This window comes from Chitinophaga sp. ARDCPP14 (assembly GCF_051362515.1).
In the GTDB taxonomy this organism is placed as follows: Bacteria; Bacteroidota; Bacteroidia; order Chitinophagales; family Chitinophagaceae; genus Chitinophaga.
In genome coordinates this window covers 971,893-995,578 of sequence record NZ_JBKIXB010000001.1, presented here as the reverse complement: position 1 = coordinate 995,578, position 23,686 = coordinate 971,893, and the positions used below count along the sequence as shown (strand labels likewise).

Genomic DNA, 23,686 nt, shown 5'->3' with positions numbered 1-23,686 from the left:
ATAGTATTATATTGGTTTTTAAGAATAAAATAAAATCTAATCCCGTTGAAATTTACCTTCCCGACCGGCCTTATTGGATTAATGATTTGCTTTTTGTTCACCGGACGATCCGCCCAGGCGCAGCAGCAACATGCGAACTTCACACCGCTGAATTTTATTGAGAACAAAGGCCAGTGGGATAAAGATGTCATCTACAGAACAGAACTGGATGGCGCCGCTATCTTCCTCAAAAAAACAGGCTTCACTTTCCTGATGATGAACCAGCAGGATCTCTGGAGCCTGAACGAATATGTGCACGGACACTCCCACCGGAGTGATACGGTATACGTTCCGAAAAGCAACTTTAAACCAGCACCTGCCCAGCCAGGGAATGGCCAGCCCCCTCCACGGCCCGGCAAAATTCCTGATGTACGCGGGCATGCGTATAACGTTACTTTCCTGAACGCCAATCCTGACGTACAAATAGTACCCGAAAAAGAACAGGACGCCAAAAGCAGCTATTTCATCGGAAACGACCGCACCAAATGGGCAACCGGGGTGGGTTCCTTCCAGGGCGTTAATTATAACTCCCTTTATTCCGGCATCGATGCGCACGTTTACTCTGAAGGTTCCCAGCTGAAATATGACCTGATTGTGCATCCGGGCGCTAACCCGGATAATATCCAGATGGTATATGAAGGCGCTACCGGCATGGAACTGAAAAAAGGCCAGTTGCTGGTGCACACCTCTGTGGGGGATGTGATTGAACAACTGCCCTTTGCTTACCAGTATATCAATAATCAACGTGTAACCGTAAAGGTATCTTACCGGTTAAATGGTAATAAACTGGGCTTCAAAATATCCGGTGAATATAACGCGGCCTACCCGCTGGTCATAGATCCGATCTACGTTTTTTCTACCGTATCGGGTGCCCGCTCGGATAACTGGGGCTTCACTGCCACCTACGATGATGCCGGCAATTTATACGGCGGCGGTATTGTGTTTAATCCGGGCTACCCCGTAACAACCGGGGCAGTACAAAGCGTTTATGGCGGTGGCCAGTTTGATATCGCCATTTCCAAATTCAGTGCCAACGGAACCAGGCTGGTATACGCCACCTACATGGGCGGTAGCGGCCTGGAACAACCTCATAGCTTATTTGTAGATCAGCAGGGCAACCTTGTGATCTCCGGCAGAACTACTTCCAGCGACTATCCCAATACCAACGTAAAAGGAACCCGCGGAGGATGGGATATCGCCATTACTAAAATAAACGCCACAGGCACCGCTATCATCGGCTCACTGATCATTGCCGGCGGCGAAGATGATGGCGTAAATATGCGGGCCGACCGTCAGGCCGGCGACTGGGTACTGCTGCGCAACTATGGCGACGACGCCCGCAGCGAAGTGGTAGTGGATAATGCAGGCTATATTTATGTGGCCAGCTGCACCCGTTCCACCAATTTTCCCGTAACAGCCGGCGTATTCCAGGGAACCAACAAAGGCTCGCAGGACGGTGTGATCATGAAAATAAACCCGCTCTGCCAGGACCTGGTATGGGCCAGTTACCTCGGAGGCAGCAAGGAAGATGCGGCTTATGTAATTGCATTAAACGGGTTGAATACCCTGTATGTAGCCGGAGGCACCGCCAGCGACGACTTCCCCGTTACCGCAGGCACCATATACCCCCAGTACCGCGGCGGCGTATGCGATGGGTTTATTGCGCACATTTCAAACGACGGAAGAAACATTATCCAGAGTACTTTCCTCGGTTCGGATAATGCCGCAGCCGACCAGATATACGGTATCCAGCTCGATAAAAACGGATTTGTATATGTAATGGGCACCACAGAAGGAGCATGGCCCATCATACAAGTAAGCGCCAATGGATACAATGAAAACGGACTGCAGTTTATCTCGAAGCTCCAGGCAAACCTGTCCGCATTCGTGTATTCCACTACTTTCGGAAAAAGAAGAACACTGGTTTCTTCCCCTAATATTTCTCCCACCGCCTTCCTGGTAGACCGCTGCGAAAACGTATACGTGTCCGGATGGGGCGGAGGTATCAATACCTCCCTGCACTACCCGAATTCAGGAACTTCCGGTTTAACTACCACCCCGGATGCGCTGCAACGCAGCACCGACGGGATGGATTTTTATTTCTATGTGCTGCAACGCGATGCGGTACGGTTTAGTCCAACCCAGGGTCCATTGTATGCCAGCTATTTTGGCGGCTCCGGTTTGTATGAACACGTAGATGGCGGTACCAGCCGCTTCGACCGCAATGGTATTATCTACCAGGGCATCTGCGCCTGGTGCAACGTGAGCAACAGTGGCTTCAAACCGCGGTACCCGACTACGCCGGGCGCCTACTCCAGCACACCGCCAGCCGCCTGTAATCTTGGCGCGCTGAAAATTGCCTTTAACCTCGATGGGGTGAAAGCAGGCGCCAAAACACTCGACAGGCGCACCAACTACTGCGTACCGGATACCATCACCTTCGTGGATACCACCCGTTTACCAGGTAAATCGTACCAGTGGTTCTTCCCGGATGATGGCACCACGCTGAATTTCGGACCTGAGGGAGATACGGTGACGCACATCTTTACAAGGATTGGCACCTTCCGCGTGAGAATGGTAAAATACGATCCGCAAAGTTGTAACGGATCAGATACCGCCTACGTAACTGTGAAACTGGGCAACAATGAAGCGATACTCCATTTTGAAGCCCGGCGCCAGGATCCATGCGATAGCCTGAAGTATATGTTTGTCAATGAATCCACACCAGCTGCGGATTTCAGGGACAGCTCATTTATCCTCGACTATGGCGATGGAACACCTCCATTCTATACCGGTTTAGATACCTTCCCGCTATTCCACTATTACCAGAATGCGGGCATCTATAATGCTACCCTTACACTGGTAGATACTAATTTCTGTAATGCACCGCAAACAATTACCTACACCCTGCGTGTAGCCGAGAACGTTATAGCGAAATTTACCGACCCGGGAACGGTTTGCGTTGGCACAGAAATACAAATGGATAATACCACCGAGGGCGGTGAAACATTCACCTGGACCTTTGAAGATGATGGTTCCGTTTCACACGATCCTTACCCGGTGCATACATTTAATAAAGCAGGCCGCTGGAAAATAACGCTGGAGGTAGACGATCCTAATACCTGTAACAAACGGGATTCGATTACGCAGGAAATAAATGTGGCAGCGCCGCCTGTAGCAGACTTCGACTTTTCACCCACCAAAGCAATTGAAAATACGCCGATACAGTTCCTGAATGGTTCCTCGGCAAACGTGATACATTACCTCTGGAATTTTGGCGACGGGGATACCTCTTCCCTGCCAAATCCCAGCCATCAATACCTGCGCACAGGCACATACAACGTGTGTCTTACTGTTACTAACGCAGAAGGCTGTACGGATACAAAATGTGAGGAAGTAAGCGCTATTGTGGTACCGCTGTTTGATGTGCCCAACGCCTTTGCACCGGGTGGTAAGAACAATGTGTTTTATGTAAAAGCTTTTGGAGCGACCAAATTCAATCTTAAAATATTTAACCGTTGGGGTCAATTGGTTTTTGAAAGTTCGGATCCTCAAATCGGATGGGATGGCCGGTTTAAAGGAAATATTCAGCCCATGGATGCTTATGCCTATATCGTAAACCTCGAGTTTACGGATGGCACCAAAGGCAGCAGATCAGGAAGTGTAACCTTGTTAAGATGATGAGCCATGAATCAGATCGTTAAATTATCAACATGTCTGGCAATTTTATTAATTGTTTCAATGGGTGGGGCGTACGCACAGGACCTCCATTTTTCACAGTTTTTTAATTCGCCATTGACAACTAACCCTGCCAATACCGGGTTCATTCCGGACGGCAATTACCGTATTGGCATTAATTACCGTGATCAGTGGACCAGCGTTCCGATACCTTACCGGACGATGTCGGCATATGGCGACTTCCAACTATTCCGCGATCAGCTGGAATATGGCTGGGTGGGCATCGGGGGCGTATTGCTCCGCGACGTGGCCGGCGCAGGAAACCTCACCTCCACCAAAGGATACGCTTCTATCGCTTATCACCAGCTCCTGGGTTTCAGCAGCCTGCTATCCGCAGGGTTCAATGTAGGCTCCGCCGGCAAACGGGTGGATATCACCAAGCTCACATTCGCCGACCAGTGGAATGGTAAATTCTTTGATTCACAGATCCCCACCGGGGAACCCATCACCCAAAGCAGCGTCAATTATTTCGACCTGCAGGCAGGCTTGAATTATGCTTATTTTCCTACCGATAATATTTATGTAAATGCAGGCTTTTCTGTACAACATATCAACACACCCAGGGAAACCTTTTTTGATGGCAATAACACCGTTCCCCGGCGGTATATCGGGTTCCTGAATGCGAGTTTGAAAATGAGCGATAAAGTGATCCTGAACCCTGCAGCGTATTATGCCACACAGGCCGGCGCGCGGGAACTGATGCTGGGCGCCAATGCTGCCTATAATCTTTCCGGCGACGGCGTGCAACAACTGTATGGCGGCGTTTATTACCGCGCCAATGATGCGGCGGTATTCCTGGTTGGCTACCAGATCAACGCCATAAAACTCATGTTTAACTACGATATCACTACCTCCAGTCTCTCTGCCGCCAACAACCGGCGTGGCGCTTATGAGATAGGCATCGTTTATACAGGACTTTACAGCAACCGCACCTTTAACAATGCGAGAAGATCTACGATCTGTCCCTCTTTTTAACAGTCCGGATATACCACCTAACCGGCATTATGATTATTTTTGTTCCATGACAACGTTCAATAAAGTAACTGCCGCTCACGTAGCGGCATTACGTGAAATAGCCGGAGCGCAATATGTATTGGCCGACGAAGAAAGTATGAGCCGTTATGCACAGGATGAAACCGAGGATCTGCATTATCTCCCCGAAGTAGTAGTTAAGCCGGATACCACCGAACAGGTAAGCCGTATCATGAAATTATGCAATGAAGCATTGTTGCCCGTAACTCCCCGTGGTGGCGGTACAGGGCTCAGTGGAGGAGCGCTCGCTCAGTTTGGGGGCGTGCTTATATCCATGGAACGGTTTAACCGCATCACCCTTATAGATGAAAGAAACCTGCAGGTAATCACCGAACCTGGTGTGATCACAGAAGAATTACAGAACGCCGTAAAAGAAAAGGGCTTGTTTTATCCGCCCGACCCGAGCAGCCGCGGTACCTGCTTTATTGGTGGTAATATTGCGGAAAATTCTGGCGGCCCCAAAGCGGTGAAATATGGCGTGGTAAAAGATTATGTGCTGAACCTGGAAATGGTGCTGCCCAGCGGTGAAGTGATCTGGACAGGCGCCAATGTGCTGAAAAATGCCACCGGTTATAATCTTACCCAGCTGGTAGTAGGCAGCGAAGGCACCCTGGGCATCGTTACCAAAATAGTATTACGTCTAATACCACTACCCAAAACAGACCTGCTGATGCTGGTTCCTTTCCGCTCTGCTGAAAGCGCTTGTGAAGCAGTAAGCGCTATTTTCCGGGCGGGTTACACACCTTCGGCCATGGAATTTATGGAGCGTGACGCCATCGACTGGGTAACAAAATATGTACAAAGTAGCGCAGTTAAAATAGAAGACGATATACAGGCACACCTGCTCATAGAAGTGGATGGGAATTACCCGGAAGTGCTGATGCAGGAAATGGAAGGTATTGCCGGTGTGGTAGAAGGTTTTGATATCGGGGAGATATTGTTTGCAGAAGATTCCCAGCAGAAGGAAGAACTCTGGAAACTGCGCCGCCGGGTGGCGGAAGCAGTAAAAGCAAATTCTGTATATAAAGAAGAAGATACCGTGGTACCCCGCGCAGAACTACCGGTATTGCTGAAAGGCGTGAAAGAAATCGGGAACAGGTATGGATTCCATTCAGTGTGCTACGGGCATGCCGGCGATGGTAACCTGCACGTAAATATTATCCGCGGCACCCTCACGGAAGAACAATGGAACGGAACCCTCACGGAAGGTATACGGGAAATTTTTCAGCTGGTGAAAGCATTGGGCGGTACCATCTCCGGTGAGCATGGTATTGGGTTGGTACAGAAAAACTATATGGATATCATTTTTGATCACACATCCATGCAACTCATGAAGCAAATAAAACAGATCTTTGATCCAAAGAATATATTAAACCGGGGTAAAATTTTCGATTGTTAAACCTTTCTGCCGGTAAATAGTTAAACTTAATAAAGCTGATCATGAAACGTTTATTGATATGTATTTTCCTGCTGGCTGGCGTACAGCTGGCACACGCCCAGTATTATAAAACAGACACCGTTACCCGTAAGGGCTTTGATCCTTCCCGTTTGGTATTAGGCGGTTCGCTGGGAATGGTGTTTGGCGATGTTACCAACGTGGATATCTCTCCGCTGGTTGGTTACCGCTTCTCTGACTACATCGCTGCGGGTGTTAACATCAATGCGCAATACGGCCAGTATAAAGTGTGGAACTATGACCAGATAATGCAGCGGGATAAGTATACTATTTTTGGCGGTGGTATCTGGGGCCGTGTATATCCGCTCCCGATGGTATTTATACATGTTCAGCCGGAATATAATTTCGTTACACAAAATTCTACCGTTTACCTCGACAACAACGAAAAACAAACCTACAAAACCAACTATGGCGTTCCCAGCTTACTGGTAGGCGCGGGTTACACCCAAAACGTAGGCGGCAGGGTAGGCATCGGCATCTCCATTTTATATGATGTAATCCAGGACGACCGCTCGCCCTATAACAACAGCCTGATATACCGGGTGGGCGCGGGGCTCGGCTTTTAAGCGCGCGGATTTTGTCTTGGCTCAGGATTACGCTGATTTTACTGATTAGCTGGATTTTTACTTTTTGGATTTTATAAAGGATTAAGGGAGATAAAAGCGAATATATCCGCTTTTATCTCCCTTAATTATTAATCTAAAAATCCAAGAAAATCCAAAAGTAAAAATCCAGCTAATCAGTAAAATCAGCGTAATCCTGAGCCAAGACAAAATACGCGCATATTACGCGCATGTTAAATGTTTATAAATGCTAAACTTATTTTTAGTAACTCCTTATCTTTGCCACCTATTAACAATGGGAAAAGATGGGAATACAATTAGTTGTTTTTGATATTGCAGGCACTACCCTGCATGATGAATCCAATGTAGCAAAGGTGTTGCAGCAAGCGATCGGGCTGGCGGGTGTTACAGTAACGCTGGAACAGGTGAACGAGGTGATGGGGTACGCCAAACCGTATGCTATCTGTTACCTGTTGCAGCAGCAGAAGGATAGCCGCTACAGCGATGAAACCTTTATTGTTGACCTGCACAGCCGTTTTGTGGCGGACATGAAAGTGCATTATGCCACACATCCTGCGGTAAGGGAAAAAGAAGGGGTATCAGCGGTATTTGCCGCACTGAAGGCAAAAGGTATTAAAGTGGCACTGGATACGGGCTTCGACAGGGCCATTACCAACGTGATCCTGGAAAGGGTGGGCTGGCAGCAAAAAGGACTTATTGATGCCGTGGCTACCAGCGATGAAGTACCCTTCGGCCGTCCATACCCGTATATGATATACCGGATCATGGAACAGCTGGGAATCCGCAGTATAGCGTCGGTCGCTAAAACCGGCGATACCATTTCCGACCTGGAAGAAGGCACCAATGCAGGTTGCCGCTATGTAATAGGGGTTACTACCGGCGCTTATACGCGGGAAGAGCTGGAGAAAGGTCCGCATACCCACCTGGTAGCATCCCTGGATGAACTACTGTCTATCTTTTAATCACACTTTACATTTGATATCATGCAACAACAACAGGCAGATGTAGCAGTAATAGGCGCAGGAATAGTGGGATTGGCCATGTCTTACCACCTGGCAAAAAAAGGAAGAAAAGTAGTGCTGTTTGAACGTAACAGTAAAGCGATCAGCGCTTCTATCCGCAATTTCGGACTGGTATGGCCCATCGGGCAAACGGCAGGTAAAATGTACGACCGCGCTATGCGCAGCCGCCGTACCTGGAAAGAGCTGGCTGCTGCCGCCGGGTTGCAGTGCCAGGAAACCGGATCACTGCACCTGGCGTATGAAAAAGATGAACTGGCGGTATTGGAAGAATTTGTACAGGCCGCTCCCGGCAACGGTTACAGCTGTGAGCTGATTGCTCCCTCACAAATAGGAAAATATACCAGCGCGATTAAAACAAACGGGTTGAAAGGTGCATTGTGGAGTGCCTCCGAAATGACCGTGAACCCACGCCAGGCCAGTGCCGCTATCGCAAAGCATTTGGAGGAACACCTGAACGTAACGGTTCGTTTCGGCACCGCGGTAAATGGCATCAGCATGCCCTTTATTGAAACCAAAGATGAGCGCTGGAAAGTGGAAGAAGTATTTGTTTGCAGCGGCGCTGACTTTGAAACGCTTTACCCTGCTGAATTTGCGGCCGCACCGCTGAAAAAATGCAAACTGCAGATGATGCGTACCATTCCGCAACCGGGCAACTGGCAACTGGGTCCCGCACTATGCGCAGGCTTAACCCTGGGACACTATGCGGCCTTTGAAAGCTGTAAAACCCTGGAACCACTGAAGCAGCGCTTCACACAGGAAATGCCGGAGTATGTGAAATGGGGCATTCACCTGCTGATTTCTCAAAATGGCGCAGGCGAACTCACCATTGGTGACTCACATGAATATGGTCCGGACTTCGAACCATTTGATAAAGCATTTATCAATGAACTCATCCTGCAATATATGCATACGTTTTTACAGGCGCCGGAGTATACCATCCAGGAACAATGGCATGGCATCTACCCAAAACTAACCAACGGCAAAACGGACCTGGTATTCTCTCCCGAAAAAAATGTAACGATCGTAAATGGTCTTGGCGGAGCCGGGATGACATTGTCTTTCGGGCTGGCCGAAGAAGTAGTGGCAGGCGCGCATACCTTTGCGTAACCTTGATAAATTTAAATTAGGTTATTGCTTAAATAATTAATAAATTAATGGAGATTAAGCGTTATGAGAACATCTGTTGATTAAAACGGTAGTACTATCTTACTAAATTTCAACATTATTTATTTTTTTGATTGCCAGCATTAGCAACGTTTCTGCAGCGATGTTTATTTAACATCGCTGCACGTTCATAACGTGTTAAATGTAAAGCAGGTTTCTATATAGTTACCTGCTTTTTTTATGCGTAAAGCTGTTACTGTAAGCCAATTATTATATAAATTACATCATTCCGCGTGCCTGCACGGGGGAAGGTGTTTTATAGCATAATAAAAAAGCAGTTGCATGAACAGTAGTATAAAGAATCTTAAAGAAAGAGACTGGACGGAAACAAGAGCGCATTCCAGCTGGCAGATATTCAAGATAATGGCGGAGTTTGTTGAAGGATTTGAGAAACTGGCTAAAATAGGACCCTGTATTTCCATATTCGGATCGGCCCGCACCAAACCGGGCAACCGTTATTACGACCTGGCCCAGGAAATATCCACCAGGCTGGCAGAAGAAGGCTTTGGCATTATCACCGGTGGCGGACCAGGTGTTATGGAAGCCGCCAACAGAGGCGCGCAGGCAGCACATGGCAAATCAGTGGGCGCCAATATCACCCTGCCGCACGAGCAACATCCCAATGTTTATATAGACCCGGAGAATAGTCTCAATTTCGATTACTTCTTTGTCCGTAAAGTAATGTTTACCAAGTATTCCCAGGGCTTTGTGATGATGCCTGGTGGCTTTGGTACGATGGATGAATTCTTTGAAGTAGCCACCCTTATTCAAACCAAGAAAATGGAGGAAACGCCGATGGTGCTGGTAGGGAAAGAGTATTGGAGTGGCCTGCTCGACTGGATCCGTAATGTAATGATGGAAAAGGAAAGCAATATTAACCCGCAGGACCTCGACCTGCTGCAGTTATTTGACACAGCAGATGAAGTAGTGGAATATTTCCGTGTTTTCTATACTACCAATAAATTAAGACCGAATTTCTAATAAAGCCTCCCTTCAGGCCGGAAAAGCGGATATGCGTGAACGTACGCCCGGAGAGAATAAAACCCGGCAGAATAGCGTTTATGGATATATCCGCTTTTTCTGTTGAAAGCAACAGGCTGTCGGTTAGCCGCTTTTCCTTAGCTTTGCAGAAATTTTAATATATGGAGCTCATACCGGCAGCAGTAGAGGCCTATTCAGAAAAATATACCAGCCGGGAAAGTGAATTGATGTACCAGCTGAACAGGGAAACACATCTGAAGGTAGCGTTGCCGCATATGTTGAGCGGGCAGGTACAGGGCCAGTTCCTCAGTATGATAAGCCATATGATCCGGCCGCACCGCATCCTGGAACTGGGCACTTACACCGGGTACTCAGCGATTTGCCTGGCCGCAGGCCTCGCACCCGATGGCATATTACACACCGTAGATATCAACGAAGAACTGGAAGCCCTTTGTCATCAATATTTCTCGGCAAGCGGGAATGCAGATAAAATAAAAATGCATATCGGCAAAGCGGCCGATGTCATTGAACAACTGGATGAAGTATTCGACCTGGTGTTTATTGACGCGGACAAATCCGGATATGAACAGTACTACGACCTGGTTTGGGATAAACTGCGTCCCGGCGGATTTATCCTGGCAGATAACGTGTTGTATCACGGCCAGGTACTGCTGCCTGAAAACGAACAGGGACGCCAGGCAAAAGCCATGATCAGTTTTTGTGAAAAAGTGTTGGCAGATGACCGTGCAGAACAGGTATTACTCACCATGCGGGATGGTGTACTGATGATCAGGAAGAAATAAAACGCCCATTAAATCCGAACATACATGCAAGTAAGAAAATTCTTATTGGTAGTCAGTTTTCTTATTGGCTTCGTTACCGTACTGCACGCACAGAACATCACAACGCAGCAGTACATCGCCACCTATAAAAACTTAGCCATTGAGGAAATGCGCCGCTCAGGCGTGCCTGCCGCCATCAAACTGGCGCAGGGGATTATAGAAACACAGTCCGGCAACGGCACCTTGTGTTTACAATCGAACAACCACTTCGGTATTAAATGCAAAAATACCTGGACCGGCAAAACCATCAAATACGATGACGATGCAGCCCAGGAGTGTTTCCGTGTATATGAATCCGCCACCGATTCCTACCGTGATCACTCCGATTTTCTGCACGCCAACCCGCGCTATGCCTTCCTCTTCCAGTTTGATGGCGAGGATTATAAATCATGGGCTTTTGGTCTTAAACAAGCCGGATACGCTACTAATAAAACTTACCCGCAACAGCTGATTAAAGTAATTGAAGATTATAACCTTCAGCAATATACGATGATTGCTATGGGGAAAGATCCTTCTGCCGGTGGCGCAGCAACCGATGGAACGATGTATGCAGAAGTAACCGAAAAGGGAAGCAAAACATCTCCCGGAAGGAAAAATCAAAGTACAGGCACCAAACAAACCGCCAGCTATCCGAAAGGTATCTTTGAAATCAACGGCCGCAAAGCAGTGTATGTAAAGGCAGGCAGCTCCCTCATCCAGGTAGCCGACCAGCGTAATATGCGCCTGCGTAAGCTGGTACGTTACAACGACCTGGAAAATGATAACCCGCCTGCAAAGGATATGATCGTTTTCTTACAAAAGAAAAGCAAAAGAGGAAGCAGGGAATACCACAGCGTTGTTAACGGGGAAACCATGCACGACGTAGCCCAGGCAGAAGGCGTACAGTTAAGATGGTTACGCCGCCGTAATAAAATGAACGAAGGGGAAGAACCTGCTGCGGGTCAGCGGTTAACGCTTGATGGTTTTGCTTCCGCCGCACCACGGCTGGCTAAAAATACCCGGGTACTGAAAGAAGAAGACCAGGAGCCACCGGAAGATTTCTCTCCCCGTAAAGCACTGGAGGGTATTAAGGAAGAAGTAGCCCAAAACGCAGCAGGCGCTGGTGCTGTACCGGAAACAAAACCAGCCCCGCAACAGGGTGGTGTGCCGGTAGCCATGATAGAAGACCTGAAGAAAGCCGGCCAGGTAACCACCACCGGGAATACAGGTACGCCAAAAACATCTGTGCCGCAACCGGCTCCGCGGCCTGCTACACCTGCACCAGTGCAGAAATCAGGTATGCAGTACCATGATGTACAGCCGAAGGAAACGTTGTATGGTATTGCCAAAATGTACAACCGGTCTGTTACACAGTTGCAGGAATGGAATAACCTGCAGGGTTTTGATATTAAAATCGGCCAGCGTTTGCTGGTAAGTAAATAAGCAGCGATCTTTTTTTGCTGATGATTGTTAAATAAGGAAATGAGCGTATTATGTCGTTGATCAAAGTGCATGACAAAGAGTTCCAGCCCTATATTGATGAAGTGGCGTTGCAGCAGCGGGTGAAGGAGATGGCGGAACAAATCAATAAGGATCTGGAGGGAGAGCGCCCTTTATTTATTGCCATTCTTAACGGCTCCTTTATGTTTGCCGCAGATGTGTTTAAATACCTCACTATTGAGGCGGAGATCTCGTTTATTAAGCTGGCTTCCTATAAAGGCACCAAATCTACGGGTAATGTGGTACAGGCCATTGGCCTGGACGAAGATCTCTTTGGACGCACCGTAGTAATCCTGGAGGATATTGTGGACACCGGCCGGACCATGAGCCAGTTCCTGCCCCAGCTGGAGCATCAGCAACCGAAAAAATTACTGGTGGCCGCCCTGCTCACAAAGCCGGATGCGATGATCCATCCTATCAAAATAGATTACCTGGGCTTTTCCGTTCCCGATAAGTTCCTGCTGGGATACGGCCTCGATTACGATGGCCTGGGCCGGAACCTGCCAGCCATTTATCAACTGGTGGAATCCGGGCAGTAATTATTTTTTCCGGGCGCTTGCCCGGAAAAAATCTTAACTTAATACATGCTCAAGTACCTTTTACTCTTTCTTTTGTGGGGTGGAGGGCTGCAGGCGCAAACAATCTGGGTATCGGGAGCGGTAGAAGACAGTTTATCCCACCGCCCCGTTGCAGGAGTACAGGTGAAGGTGATGGATGACACAGTCCATGTGGTCACAAACGCTTTCGGTCTTTTTAAAATTTCAATCCCCACGGCATCGGCCACGTTATTGCTTATACAAAACGGTTATCAATCCAAAGAGATAACGGTGCGCAAATACGACAGGCTGTTAATAACGTTATCGCCTCTACGAAAAGATGCAGATCCGGTGGCCCTTGCCAAAGCCCGGTCAAAACTGTTGCATAGCAGCAATCCCAATTACGGTAATACCGGCATGGGAGTACACTCCTTTTACAATGAAACTTACGGAGCCACCTACGAAAATAAATTTGTCCGTACGGCCAACCATCCCGTATCTACCTTCGCCGTGGATGTGGACAGGGCCGCGTATAGCAATATCCGCCGCTTCCTGCGGCTGAAAGAAGCAGTGCCGGTAGATGCCGTTCGTATTGAAGAGATGATCAACTACTTTCACTACGATTATCCGTTACCGTTAGCCGGCGAAACGATGGCTATGTATAGTAATTACACCACCTGCCCCTGGGAAACTACCCACCGGTTATTACAGATCGCCATCAGGGCCCGCGCATTGGAGACAGATAGTTTTCCCGCCAGTAACCTGGTTTTCCTGCTGGATGTTTCCGGCTCTATGGGTACCCCCAATAAATTACCTTTATTACAGGCAGCTTTCCGCATCCTGGTCAATAATCTCCGTCCGGTAGATAAAGTAGCGATAGTAGCCTATGCAGGCGAACCCGGTGTTCTTTTACCGGCTACGCCCGGCGATCAGAAAGAGAAGATCCTGAACGCAATAGATAATCTCAGTGCCGGCGGCGCCACTGCCGGGGAAGCCGCCATCAAACTGGCGTACCGGATCGCATCAGAGCAGTATATCCCTGAGGGCAATAACCGCGTGATACTGGCCACCGACGGCGATTTCAACGTAGGCCTCAGCAGTGATAATGAAATGGAAGAGCTGATCGTTCAGCAAAAGGAAAGCGGAGTATTGCTTACCTGTTTGGGTTTTGGGATGAAGAATTATAAAGATTCAAAGCTGCAATCCCTGTCCAGTAAAGGGAATGGTAATTTTGCCTATATAGATGACCTGGAAGAAGCCAATAAAATATTTGCCCGTGAATTCGGCAGCACCCTGTTTACGATTGCCCGCGATGTGCAGTCGGAAGTATGGTTTAACCCAGCCCTCGTAAAATCGTACAGGCTTATCGGTTATGAAAATAAAATACTACCTGCCGACAGCTCAGAGAAGGGAGAATTTAGCGGAGGGATCATTGGCAGCGGGCATTGTTCTGTGGCATTGTATGAAATTATTCCCACACCGGAAGCTGCTGTGGATTCAGTGCTGGCAAAGGTAAAAATATCCTGGCGGGATCCGCAGGATACGGCGATGCAATATTTACCCGGTGTTATATCCGCAGAAATGAAAAATTTTGATAAGGCCTCCGATGATTGCCGCTTTGCTGCCGGCGTGGCTTTATTTGGGATGCTGCTGCGCAAGTCGTCTTACTGCGGCAAAGGCAATATAGAAATGGTGAACGATATTGCCCGCCAGGCATTGGGCGCCGACAAAGGCAACTATCGCTCAGAGTTTTTGAAGATGGTAAAAATGGTACGCAAAGGAAAGCATTGATCTTTTATTTTATTAACCGGTAGCACTTCCTGATCATCTTCTGCTGAAAATCAAATGGTAAAGTTTGATTGGTAATATCCTTTATGCTGGAGGCGCTGATCTTATCGGCTTCCAGTACAAACCGGCGGTAGTTGTTACTGAAGTAAACAATGCCATCTTTTTTTGTAGCCAGCAGCACTTTATTGAGCATATCCGCATGATCCCGCTGTACGTCGAGGAAATCCTTCATCCGTTTGCTGTTGGAGAAAGTAGGCGGGTCTATGATCACGAGGTCGTAGGTATTAAGTTTAAGGGTGTCGAGGTATTGCAGTACATCCGCATGTACAAAAGTATGTTTCGGGTTATCGAACCCGTTCAGCTTCATATTTTCTTCTGCCCAGGCCAGGTAGGTTTTAGACAGATCCACAGAAGTTACTTCTGTTGCGCCTCCGGCGGCGGCGTATACGGAGAACGAGCCGGTATAACAAAACAGGTTAAGTACTTTCTTGTCTTTTGCTTCTTCCCTTACCATGCTGCGGGTAATGCGATGGTCGAGGAACAGGCCGGTATCGAGATAATCGGAAAGGTTCACTTTAAATTGCAGTCCAGCTTCGTAAGCCGTCATGATATGGCTTTCCAGGCTGAGTTTTTCGTACTGGCTTTTCCTGTTTTCTTTGCGTTGCCGTTGTTTAACCCATATTTTATTGGGTGCTACTTCCAGTACTTTGCTAATCAGTTCCAGGCAGGTATCGAGCCATTCTTCATGTGCATCTTCTTCCATGCCGTGTTTGCGGTGGTATTCTGCGATGTAAACATGGTCTTCATACATTTCTATACTGAAGGGAAATTCAGGAATATCATCATCATACACCCGGTAGCAGGTGATGTTTTGTCGTCTGGCCAGTTTGGAGGTATGCCGGAAAACTTTCGTCAGCCGGTTTTCGAACATCTGCAGTTTTTGTTCCATGGTGTAGTGTTTACCGCGCGAATTTTGTCTTGGCTCAGGATTACGCTGATTTTACTGATTAGCTGGATTCTTACTTTTGATTTTATAAAGGATTAAGGGAGATAGAAGCGGATATTCGCTTTTATCTCCCTTAATTATATCTTAAGAAAATCAAAAAATCCAAAAAGTAAAAATCCAGCTAATCAGTAAAATCAGCGTAATCCTGAGCCAAGACAAAACCCGCTGCATTATCAGCTGAAAATATCTCTTACCTTTTCGAAGAATCCTTTATCAGATTTTTCGGGATTTGGTTTGAAGTTATCGGACGATTGTAATTTGTCGAGCATTTCTTTCTCTTCCGCGGTCACGTGTTGTGGTGTCCATACGTTCACATGAATCAGCTGATCGCCTTTTTCATAAGAATTTACGGAAGGGAATCCTTTGCCTTTCAGGCGGAATATTTTACCGCTCTGTGTGCCGGGAGGGATTTTAATTTTGGCTTTTCCGTCGATGGTTGGTACTTCCAGGGAAGTGCCATACACTGCATCGGGGAAGGAGATGTGCAGATCGAAGGCTACATTGAGTCCGTCGCGTTGCAGCTCTGGATGTGGTTCTTCTTCGATGAGGATCAGCAGATCGCCGGGTGCGCCGCCTCTTTCGCCGGCGTTACCTTTACCACTCATGCTCAGCTGCATGCCTTCCTGAACGCCTGCCGGGATGTCGATGCTCACCATTTCCTCACCGTACATACGGCCTTCACCTTTACAGTGGCCGCATTTGCTGGTAATGATCTGGCCTTCGCCATGACAGGTGGGGCAGGTGGTAACGGTTTGCATTTGTCCGAGGAAAGTTTGGGTAACTTTTCTTACCTGGCCGGAACCGCCGCAGGTATTACATGACTGGAATGCGTTTTTATCTTTTGCACCCAGGCCACCGCAATGCTGGCAGGGTACATATTTTTTTACTTTAATCTTTTTGTTGGCGCCTTTGGCGATTTCTTCATAGGTAAGACGGATCTTAACCCGGAGATTGGAGCCGCGGGTACCGCGTCCACGGCGGTTTCCACCGCCACCACGGGCGCCACCGCCGCCAAAGAAGCTACCGAAAATGTCATCGTTACCAAAAATGTCACCGAAGTTGGAGAAGATGTCGTCCATGTTCATTCCACCACCGCCATATCCGCCGCCACCACGGTTGCCATTCATGCCGGCATGGCCAAAGCGGTCGTATTGCGCCCTTTTATCAGGATCGCTTAATACTTCATAAGCTTCAGCTGCTTCTTTGAATTTTTCTTCTGCCTCTTTGTTATTGGGGTTGCGGTCAGGGTGAAACTGCATCGCCACCTTGCGGTAGGCTTTTTTAATTTCATCCTGTGAAGCAGATTTGGCAACAGCCAGTATTTCGTAATAATCTCTCTTGGTAGACATTATAATAATCACTTAATGCTGGTGCAGGCACCAGCTCTTGTCCGGTAAAAAATATTGTTTTACGTCAGCTTTTAGCATAGGGCATCCTTAGAGATTATGCCACATCGTCATTTTATTTGCCCACAATTACCTTAGCATGACGGATCAATTTGTCACTCAGGTAATAACCAGGTTGCAGCACATCTACTACTTTACCAACCAGCTCCGGTGTGGGAGCAGGGATTTCGGTAATAGCCTCCTGCAGATCCGGATCAAATGGGGTATGTATACTCTCCATTGGCTTTAGTCCTTTCGCTTGCAGAGTGTTTCTCAGTTTATTGAAAACCAGCATTACGCCGTCTTTAACGACCGCAACATCTGTTGTGTTTTCCAACTGCTTTTCAGCCCTGTCGGTATCATCCAGCACATCCAGCAAAGATATGATAACCTCCTTGCTGGCTGTTTGCATCAGTTCTATACGCTCTTTAGCAGTACGCTTACGGTAATTGTCAAATTCTGCCTGTAACCGGAGGTACTTATCACGGATTTCACTTACTTCCTTTTCTTTCTTCTCCAGCTCACTCACTTCACCTGATTCATTATTCGTATTTGAACTATTGCTTATATTTTCTTCTGGCATGCCTTCGTTTTCGCTACCAGTGTTAGCCTGACCGTTTGTCTGCATGTCTTTTTCGTTTTCTGTCATAATAAGTAATAATTGTCTGCGCAGGTATCCAGTCAATTTCTTTGCCAACAGCGGTTTTGCCGACAAAAAGGCAGAATTGAAAGTGAAATCCCCAAGGCTAACCGCTAAATAGCTACCTTTGCCCCTCGAAATACAATAAATGACTAAAGTTTTTTTAAAGAAACAGATACAGAACAGGGTATTACAAGGGCATCCCTGGATTTTTGGCAATGAAGTGGCCGAAATAAAAGGAGATGTAAATGCCGGTGATATCGTAGATGTATATACGCATAAAGGTTTTTTCCTGGGTCGTGGTTATATCAACCCTCAATCCCAGATTCTTGTAAGACTTCTTACCCGTGATAAGAACGAAGAAATCAACCCTGAATTCTTTTACCGCCGTCTCCTCAAGTGCTGGGAATACCGCCAAAAACTGGGCTATGTGGAAAACTGCCGCCTCGTATATGGGGAAGCAGATGACCTGCCGGCACTGGTAATCGATAAATTCAACGATTATTTCGTGATACAAACCCTCGCGTTGGGTATGGAGAAATGGAAAGATGCCATCGTAGATGCTATCAACCGCATTTTTTCACCCAAAGGAATTTACGAAAGAAATGACGTGCCTGTAAGGGAACTGGAAGGCATGACCCAGCAGAAAGGCTTTCTCAGCGAGCCTTTCGACACCAACCTGATCATCAATGAAAATGGTTTGCGGTTTCATGTGGATATCGTAAACGGTCAGAAAACGGGCTATTTCCTGGATCAGCAAGACAACCGCCGCGAAATCAAGCATATTGTAAAAGGCGCCGATGTAATGGAAGCCTTTTGCTATACCGGTACTTTCTCCTGTCATGCCGGCTTTTATGGCGCTAAAAGCGTACTTGGACTTGATATTTCCGAAACAGCGGTTGCTACTGCCCGCAAAAACGCCGAGCTGAATAACCTGCAGGATATCTGCCGGTTCCAGGCGGTGAATGCGTTTGATCAGCTGAAGCAATGGACAAAGGAGGAGAAGAAGTTCGACGTGGTAATACTGGATCCGCCGGCCTTTACCAAAAGCCGCGAAAATATTTCGAAGGCAGTAACCGGTTATAAGGAAATTAATCTTCGTGGAATGAAACTGCTGAAACCCGGAGGCTTCCTGGTAACAGCTTCCTGCACCAACCTGGTATCGCCGGATCTGTTCCTGCAAACCATAGATGCGGCCGCAAAAGATGCGAAGAAAAGACTGCGGCAGGTTACTTTCCAGACCCAAGCCCAGGATCATCCCATCCTGCGGAATATTGAGAACACTACTTACCTGAAATTCCTGATTGTAGAAGTTTCCTGATAACAGAAGATATAAAAAAGGAAAAGTCACGATGTAAATCGTGACTTTTCCTTTTTTATTTTGATGCCAGATATATCTAAGCTATTTGACCACATTGAATTTCCCGGATTCCACCAGGTTGCCCCGCTGGTCTCTTAACTGGAAAATATACAAACCGTTATAATAATTATCCAGGCTCACCGTTGTCTTGGAACTGATGCCTTTTAACTGATCTATTTTTTTTCCGAGGAAATTATATACAATAAGATCGTATAAGCGATCGTTATTATGTTGTTGAACTTCAAATGTTATGACGGTAGTAGCGGGATTGGGATATAGCTTCACGATTTTGCTACCCCCCTCCGTGGCAGGTTGGGATTTTTCGCTTTGAGCCTTACCTATGCTGGTAAAAAGGCTGAAAACCATTATGAGAATCAGGGTAGAGGTTTTCCACATAGTATTATAAAAATAAAGTTTTTTTCAAATATTTCCTAATTTTTGTTTGACAAATTCGGCTCATTCGAGCGCCTATGTTTCTACATAAAAATAACAAACCACAGGCCATTTTGTTAGCATTTCCGCATATTTTATGTAATTTTTAACGCTTGGTAATTTATTTTCATAATTAATTGATTTATAATAGATTAAAATCTGGGACAGTTTACGCTTTCCAGCGTTGAATTCCGGCTGTTAAGAAACCCCTTGAAAACCAATGAAATTTCGAAGCCGCCAAATGTCTGGCTGGCTGTTCTCAGTTTGGAAATATTGGTGTCATAACTCATTCCGATCTCGTATTTATCCATGTCAATTTTGATGGTTGGGATAATAGCATCATTCCACCGCAGGAAGATGCCGCCATAAATGGCCCGGGTCGATTCCAGTCCCTGGTCCATTAAACCATAACCGATTAAAGCACCGCCAATATATTCTGTATAAGTGCCCTGGTGCAACTGGTTGTAATGTGCAATTACTTTTACCCGCTCATCTACCGGGATTGTGATACCCGCGTTAAACGTAAGTTTCGGCTGCAACTCAATATTCTGATCGTTATAGAAGGATATTTTGGCTCGGTTAAAATGGAAGTACCCGGCCCCGATAAAGTAATTCACATCTTCTCCGATCACGCTGTTGTAACTCAGGCCCACTCCAGCATCGAGGTAACTGTAGCCTTTCAGCGCCAGTTTGCCTTCTTCCCCGGTAGCGGTAGCAGGATCAAACCGGCCGTTGGTATACTGGTTGTTAAAGGTCATGTTGGTGGGATCGAACTGCCGCTGCACAAAGCCACCCATGAATCCTACAGAGAGGAAACTACTCTTATCTTCATTGAGCGATTTATGATAGTTGATAGCCGGGAAGATCTGCGTGGACTGCAGTTTGGAAGTGCCTGCACGGTCGTAGGTAACCTGCAAACCGGTAGTCACATAGTCGTTGCTGCGACCCACAGGGAACTTTATTTCGCCACTCACGGTACCGGTCTGGTAAGGAATGGTAACGCTGTTCCACTGGTTACGATATACAGCCTGCACGCGCACATCGCCGTTGAAAATGCCTATCAGAGCAGGATTGCGGAGGATAGGCGTTTCATAGAACTGCGACAGATGTATATCCTGGGCATACAACGGTGCTGCATGCGTGCTGCAAACTATCGCCAGTAATACGCGGTATATGGTTTTCATGTTAGCCAGGTTAAAAATATTTATCTGAGTAATGTTACGTTGCCTTTCATCTGGAAAAATTCGTTGGTATCACAGTAAGCCTCAATAAAGTAGATATACACATCAGAAGGCTGCGGCTTGCCGTTAAAGGAGCCGTTCCACCCGGTGCTGATATCATCAATGTTGATTCTTTCGCGATGATGTACTTCCTGTCCCCAGCGGTTGAAAATCCGGAAAGACTTTATCAGGCTGATGCCCTTTCCGCGTGGATAGAATATATCATTTTGCCCGTCGCCATTGGGACTGAAAGTATTTGGAATAAATACCACGTCGGTATTGCAAACGAGGTCCACGTTCATGATATCGCTTTTCGTACAGCCGAACTGGTTAGTACCGGTAATGCTGTAAGTGATAGGCTTACGTACGGCAGCCGTTACATAAGGAGAACTGGTGTTATCGAGGTAATCATCCGGGCTCCATTTCCACTTCACAATGTCAGGGCTTCCGCTGGCCATCAGCCGCACAATATCTCCCACCATCACTGTCTGGTCCTTGCCGGCATCTACCTGTGGTACCGGTTTTACGGATACTTTCACAGCAAGCGGCGCACTCATGGGGCAAATGGCGTCGTTGGTGCCGGTTACCTGGTAAGTGATGTCTGTTATGGGTGTGGTAACCGGGTTAGCGATAGTGTTGTTGGTCAGACCGGTAACGGGCGTCCAGTTATAGATGGTAGCGCCGGCGGCTTTCAGTTGTACCGAAGTGCCGTAGCAGGCAATGGTATCATTGCTTACAGTAAGATTTACTTTCGGCACTACTACTACATCAGTGGAATCAAATACCGTACATCCGTATACGTTAGAAGCCTGCACGCGGTAACGGGTATTTGTAAGTGGCGATGCCACCGGATCTGTACAGAAAACACAACTGAGCTGGTTGGTGGTGAGCCATTGCACCGTACCGTCTGATAAGGCATTCAGGTTAACACTGTTGCCCTCGCAAATCTTTGGTTGTTGTGCCGATGCTTTCAACACCGGGGTGGGATGAATGTTGATGGTTTTGCTGACAGAGTCCCTGCAATTGCGGGCATCTGTCACCACTAGTTTCACCGCCTGTCCGCCGGAAGCGCTGTACTTAGTCGCTGGCGGTGTTTGAGCGGTGGAACTAAGGCCATTGCCCAGATCCCAGTACCAGTTGGCAATCGGGATATTGGGAGAAGTAATGGTGTTATTGATAAAGCTTACCGCCTGGCCTGCACAGGTAACCGGGCCGGTGGTAAAGTCGGCCTGCGGTGCGAGGATGTCAATATCATCCGGTTTATACACAATGTCGTCGCAATAAGCGGGATCATTATAACGAATGGTCAGCTGGTTATCGAATGTACCCGCAGCGGCCCATGTTTTTATATAGGTTTGGTCAGTGGTGGTAAAAGTGGTGCCATCGCCAAATTGCCAGGTGTAGCTGGAAACCAGTCCCAATGGTACATTCAGCACACCATAGGTAGCCTTGCTTCCGCGGCAGATGGAGTTGACGCCGGCCGTAAAATCGGCCCGAAAATAGTAGATTGTCTGGAAGCTGCTATGGTTGCAGTTATTGCCTATTTCCCCGATAGTAAGACGAACGGTATAATTGCCGGGCGTTGTATAATTATGTACTGCGTCCATGGTGTTTACCAGGGGAGAATTATCTCCAAAATCCCACTGGTAGGTAGAGTTAGCGCTGGTACCAATGGAGTTGTTGGTAAAGATGAATTTACTTTTATCGGCACAATCGCGAACCACGCTGAATTGTGACACCGGACCGGTTACGTTTACAGTAGCTGGTGGCGCAGCTGTGAAGCAGCCATTACTGCCCGCTTTCATTTGCACAGTAAGAATACCGTTGGTATTAAACGAATGGCGGATATCGTTACTGCTGCCTGATTCCGTTTTTCCATCTCCGAAATCCCAGCTGTAGGTGTCCGCAAAGCTGGCATTGGCGAGCAGTCGTACCGGATCGCCGGTGCAGGTACTGGCCGGAGATACAGTGAAGCTTACATTGGACGGGGGATTGCCGGTATGCACAAACTTATCGAACGTTGTAGTTACCACGCATTGCCCCTGGGTAGTAACGGTAACGCCTACGTTATAAGTTCCGGTTTGCGTATAGATATGATTTACATTTCCGTTGGTAGTGGATTGGGTGTTGCCATCCCCGAAATTCCAGGCCCAGGATACCACCGGATCATTGATATCGTTGGCAGAAGTAGCCGTGAACGCAGCAGTATAAGGCACACAGCCTGATAGTGGCGTAGCCATTGTAATCTCGGGCAGGGAGATATCGATATAGGCATCTTTCTTTAAGGTGGCCGTACAGCCGTTGGTGTTAGTAACGGTAAGAGTTACATCAAATTTTCCTGCGCGGGTGTATTGATGTGGTATGTAAGCATTACTGGTGGTAACCGGTGCAGTACCGTCGCCGAAATCCCACGTACGACTGGCCGCGCCTGTGGTGGCATCCGTGAAATTAGCGGTGAATACTTTGCAGCTTTTTGTTACATCTGCCGAAAAAATTACCTGTGGGGTAGCACCTACTACCAGGCTACGCCAATAAGTACTGGTGGTTGTTCCGCCGCTTACTTTATATACTGCCTCGAGGGTGATTTTTACGGGTCCGCCACTGGTATAGGTGACCTGTGGATGCTCCTCATGTGAAGTTCTGCCATCCCCGAAATCCCAGTTATAGGTAAGCGGAGTGCCGGTGCTGGTATTTCTCAATGTAAGTGTTACGGGTGTACACAGGTTGCCCGGCGAAGCGGTATAGGTAAAGTCCGCCTTCTGTGCCAGTAAGCAGTTTGCCTGCAAAAGGGATATAAGGAGCAGCAATGTCCAAAAACACTTTGCCTGTCGGTATTTCATAGGGTACACAGGTTTTCCATTGACTAAATGTCTACACAAATTAATAAAAATTACATATATAAACTTTTTGATTTTCGGAAATTTTGATAAAGAAAAGATGGAATACAGCAGAGTGGCTGCAAATCAACAACATCCGTATCAA

18 protein-coding genes are annotated in these 23,686 nt (G+C 47.3%); 12 read left to right on the top strand and 6 right to left on the bottom strand.

From position 1 onward, the window contains the following. Window positions 1-93: 93 nt before the first annotated feature. From ACLHR0_RS03825 to ACLHR0_RS03775, 11 genes are all read left to right on the top strand, one after another. A complete protein-coding gene (locus ACLHR0_RS03825; protein WP_436484857.1) occupies window positions 94-3,720 on the top strand; it encodes a PKD domain-containing protein in 3,627 nt (1,208 codons plus the stop codon). Window positions 3,721-3,726: 6 nt separating this feature from the next. After that, complete coding sequence (locus ACLHR0_RS03820; RefSeq protein ID WP_370909369.1) at window positions 3,727-4,752, top strand: PorP/SprF family type IX secretion system membrane protein; 1,026 nt, start codon at window positions 3,727-3,729, stop codon at window positions 4,750-4,752. Window positions 4,753-4,798: 46 nt separating this feature from the next. Continuing rightward, window positions 4,799-6,208, top strand: coding sequence for an FAD-binding oxidoreductase (locus tag ACLHR0_RS03815; protein ID WP_370909370.1), 1,410 nt, complete (start codon window positions 4,799-4,801; stop codon window positions 6,206-6,208). A 41-nt stretch (window positions 6,209-6,249) separates the two neighbouring features. Then, window positions 6,250-6,831 (top strand): hypothetical protein, encoded by a 582-nt coding sequence (locus ACLHR0_RS03810; RefSeq protein ID WP_436484855.1) that lies wholly within the window; start codon window positions 6,250-6,252, stop codon window positions 6,829-6,831. Between the two features lie 302 nt (window positions 6,832-7,133). Beyond that, window positions 7,134-7,811: an HAD hydrolase-like protein gene (locus ACLHR0_RS03805; RefSeq protein WP_436484853.1), complete on the top strand. Its 678-nt coding sequence runs from the start codon at window positions 7,134-7,136 to the stop codon at window positions 7,809-7,811. Window positions 7,812-7,832: 21 nt separating this feature from the next. After that, on the top strand, window positions 7,833-8,978 hold the full coding sequence (locus ACLHR0_RS03800) for a TIGR03364 family FAD-dependent oxidoreductase (RefSeq protein WP_436484851.1): 1,146 nt from the start codon (window positions 7,833-7,835) through the stop codon (window positions 8,976-8,978). A gap of 339 nt (window positions 8,979-9,317) precedes the next feature. Then, on the top strand, window positions 9,318-10,016 hold the full coding sequence (locus ACLHR0_RS03795; RefSeq protein ID WP_370909374.1) for a TIGR00730 family Rossman fold protein: 699 nt from the start codon (window positions 9,318-9,320) through the stop codon (window positions 10,014-10,016). A gap of 161 nt (window positions 10,017-10,177) precedes the next feature. Next, on the top strand, window positions 10,178-10,819 hold the full coding sequence (locus ACLHR0_RS03790) for an O-methyltransferase (RefSeq protein WP_429061625.1): 642 nt from the start codon (window positions 10,178-10,180) through the stop codon (window positions 10,817-10,819). A gap of 24 nt (window positions 10,820-10,843) precedes the next feature. Then, window positions 10,844-12,280: a glucosaminidase domain-containing protein gene (locus tag ACLHR0_RS03785; protein ID WP_429061623.1), complete on the top strand. Its 1,437-nt coding sequence runs from the start codon at window positions 10,844-10,846 to the stop codon at window positions 12,278-12,280. A gap of 50 nt (window positions 12,281-12,330) precedes the next feature. Further along, window positions 12,331-12,876 (top strand): hypoxanthine phosphoribosyltransferase, encoded by a 546-nt coding sequence (gene hpt, locus ACLHR0_RS03780; protein WP_370909377.1) that lies wholly within the window; start codon window positions 12,331-12,333, stop codon window positions 12,874-12,876. 45 nt (window positions 12,877-12,921) lie between these two features. Continuing rightward, complete coding sequence (locus ACLHR0_RS03775; RefSeq protein WP_436484848.1) at window positions 12,922-14,664, top strand: YfbK domain-containing protein; 1,743 nt, start codon at window positions 12,922-12,924, stop codon at window positions 14,662-14,664. A gap of 4 nt (window positions 14,665-14,668) precedes the next feature. Here the strand turns inward: ACLHR0_RS03775 and ACLHR0_RS03770 are convergent, their stop codons facing one another. From ACLHR0_RS03770 to ACLHR0_RS03760, 3 genes are all read right to left on the bottom strand, one after another. After that, a complete protein-coding gene (locus tag ACLHR0_RS03770) occupies window positions 14,669-15,610 on the bottom strand; it encodes a class I SAM-dependent methyltransferase (RefSeq protein ID WP_429044883.1) in 942 nt (313 codons plus the stop codon). 230 nt (window positions 15,611-15,840) lie between these two features. Beyond that, window positions 15,841-17,016 (bottom strand): molecular chaperone DnaJ, encoded by a 1,176-nt coding sequence (gene dnaJ / locus ACLHR0_RS03765; RefSeq protein WP_370909380.1) that lies wholly within the window; start codon window positions 17,014-17,016, stop codon window positions 15,841-15,843. Between the two features lie 112 nt (window positions 17,017-17,128). Next, window positions 17,129-17,701, bottom strand: coding sequence for a nucleotide exchange factor GrpE (locus tag ACLHR0_RS03760; RefSeq protein ID WP_429044885.1), 573 nt, complete (start codon window positions 17,699-17,701; stop codon window positions 17,129-17,131). 139 nt (window positions 17,702-17,840) lie between these two features. On the opposite strand from ACLHR0_RS03760, the gene ACLHR0_RS03755 reads away from it, so the two are divergent. Next, window positions 17,841-19,013: a class I SAM-dependent rRNA methyltransferase gene (locus ACLHR0_RS03755; RefSeq protein ID WP_429044886.1), complete on the top strand. Its 1,173-nt coding sequence runs from the start codon at window positions 17,841-17,843 to the stop codon at window positions 19,011-19,013. Window positions 19,014-19,094: 81 nt separating this feature from the next. Here ACLHR0_RS03755 and ACLHR0_RS03750 read toward each other — a convergent pair whose 3' ends face one another. From ACLHR0_RS03750 to ACLHR0_RS03740, 3 genes are all read right to left on the bottom strand, one after another. Beyond that, entirely contained in the window at window positions 19,095-19,337 is a 243-nt protein-coding gene (locus ACLHR0_RS03750) for a T9SS type A sorting domain-containing protein (RefSeq protein ID WP_159454263.1), read from the bottom strand. Between the two features lie 299 nt (window positions 19,338-19,636). Beyond that, window positions 19,637-20,668: a PorP/SprF family type IX secretion system membrane protein gene (locus ACLHR0_RS03745; protein ID WP_436484844.1), complete on the bottom strand. Its 1,032-nt coding sequence runs from the start codon at window positions 20,666-20,668 to the stop codon at window positions 19,637-19,639. A 20-nt stretch (window positions 20,669-20,688) separates the two neighbouring features. Beyond that, window positions 20,689-23,544: a PKD domain-containing protein gene (locus ACLHR0_RS03740; RefSeq protein ID WP_436484842.1), complete on the bottom strand. Its 2,856-nt coding sequence runs from the start codon at window positions 23,542-23,544 to the stop codon at window positions 20,689-20,691. Window positions 23,545-23,686 lie beyond the last annotated feature (142 nt).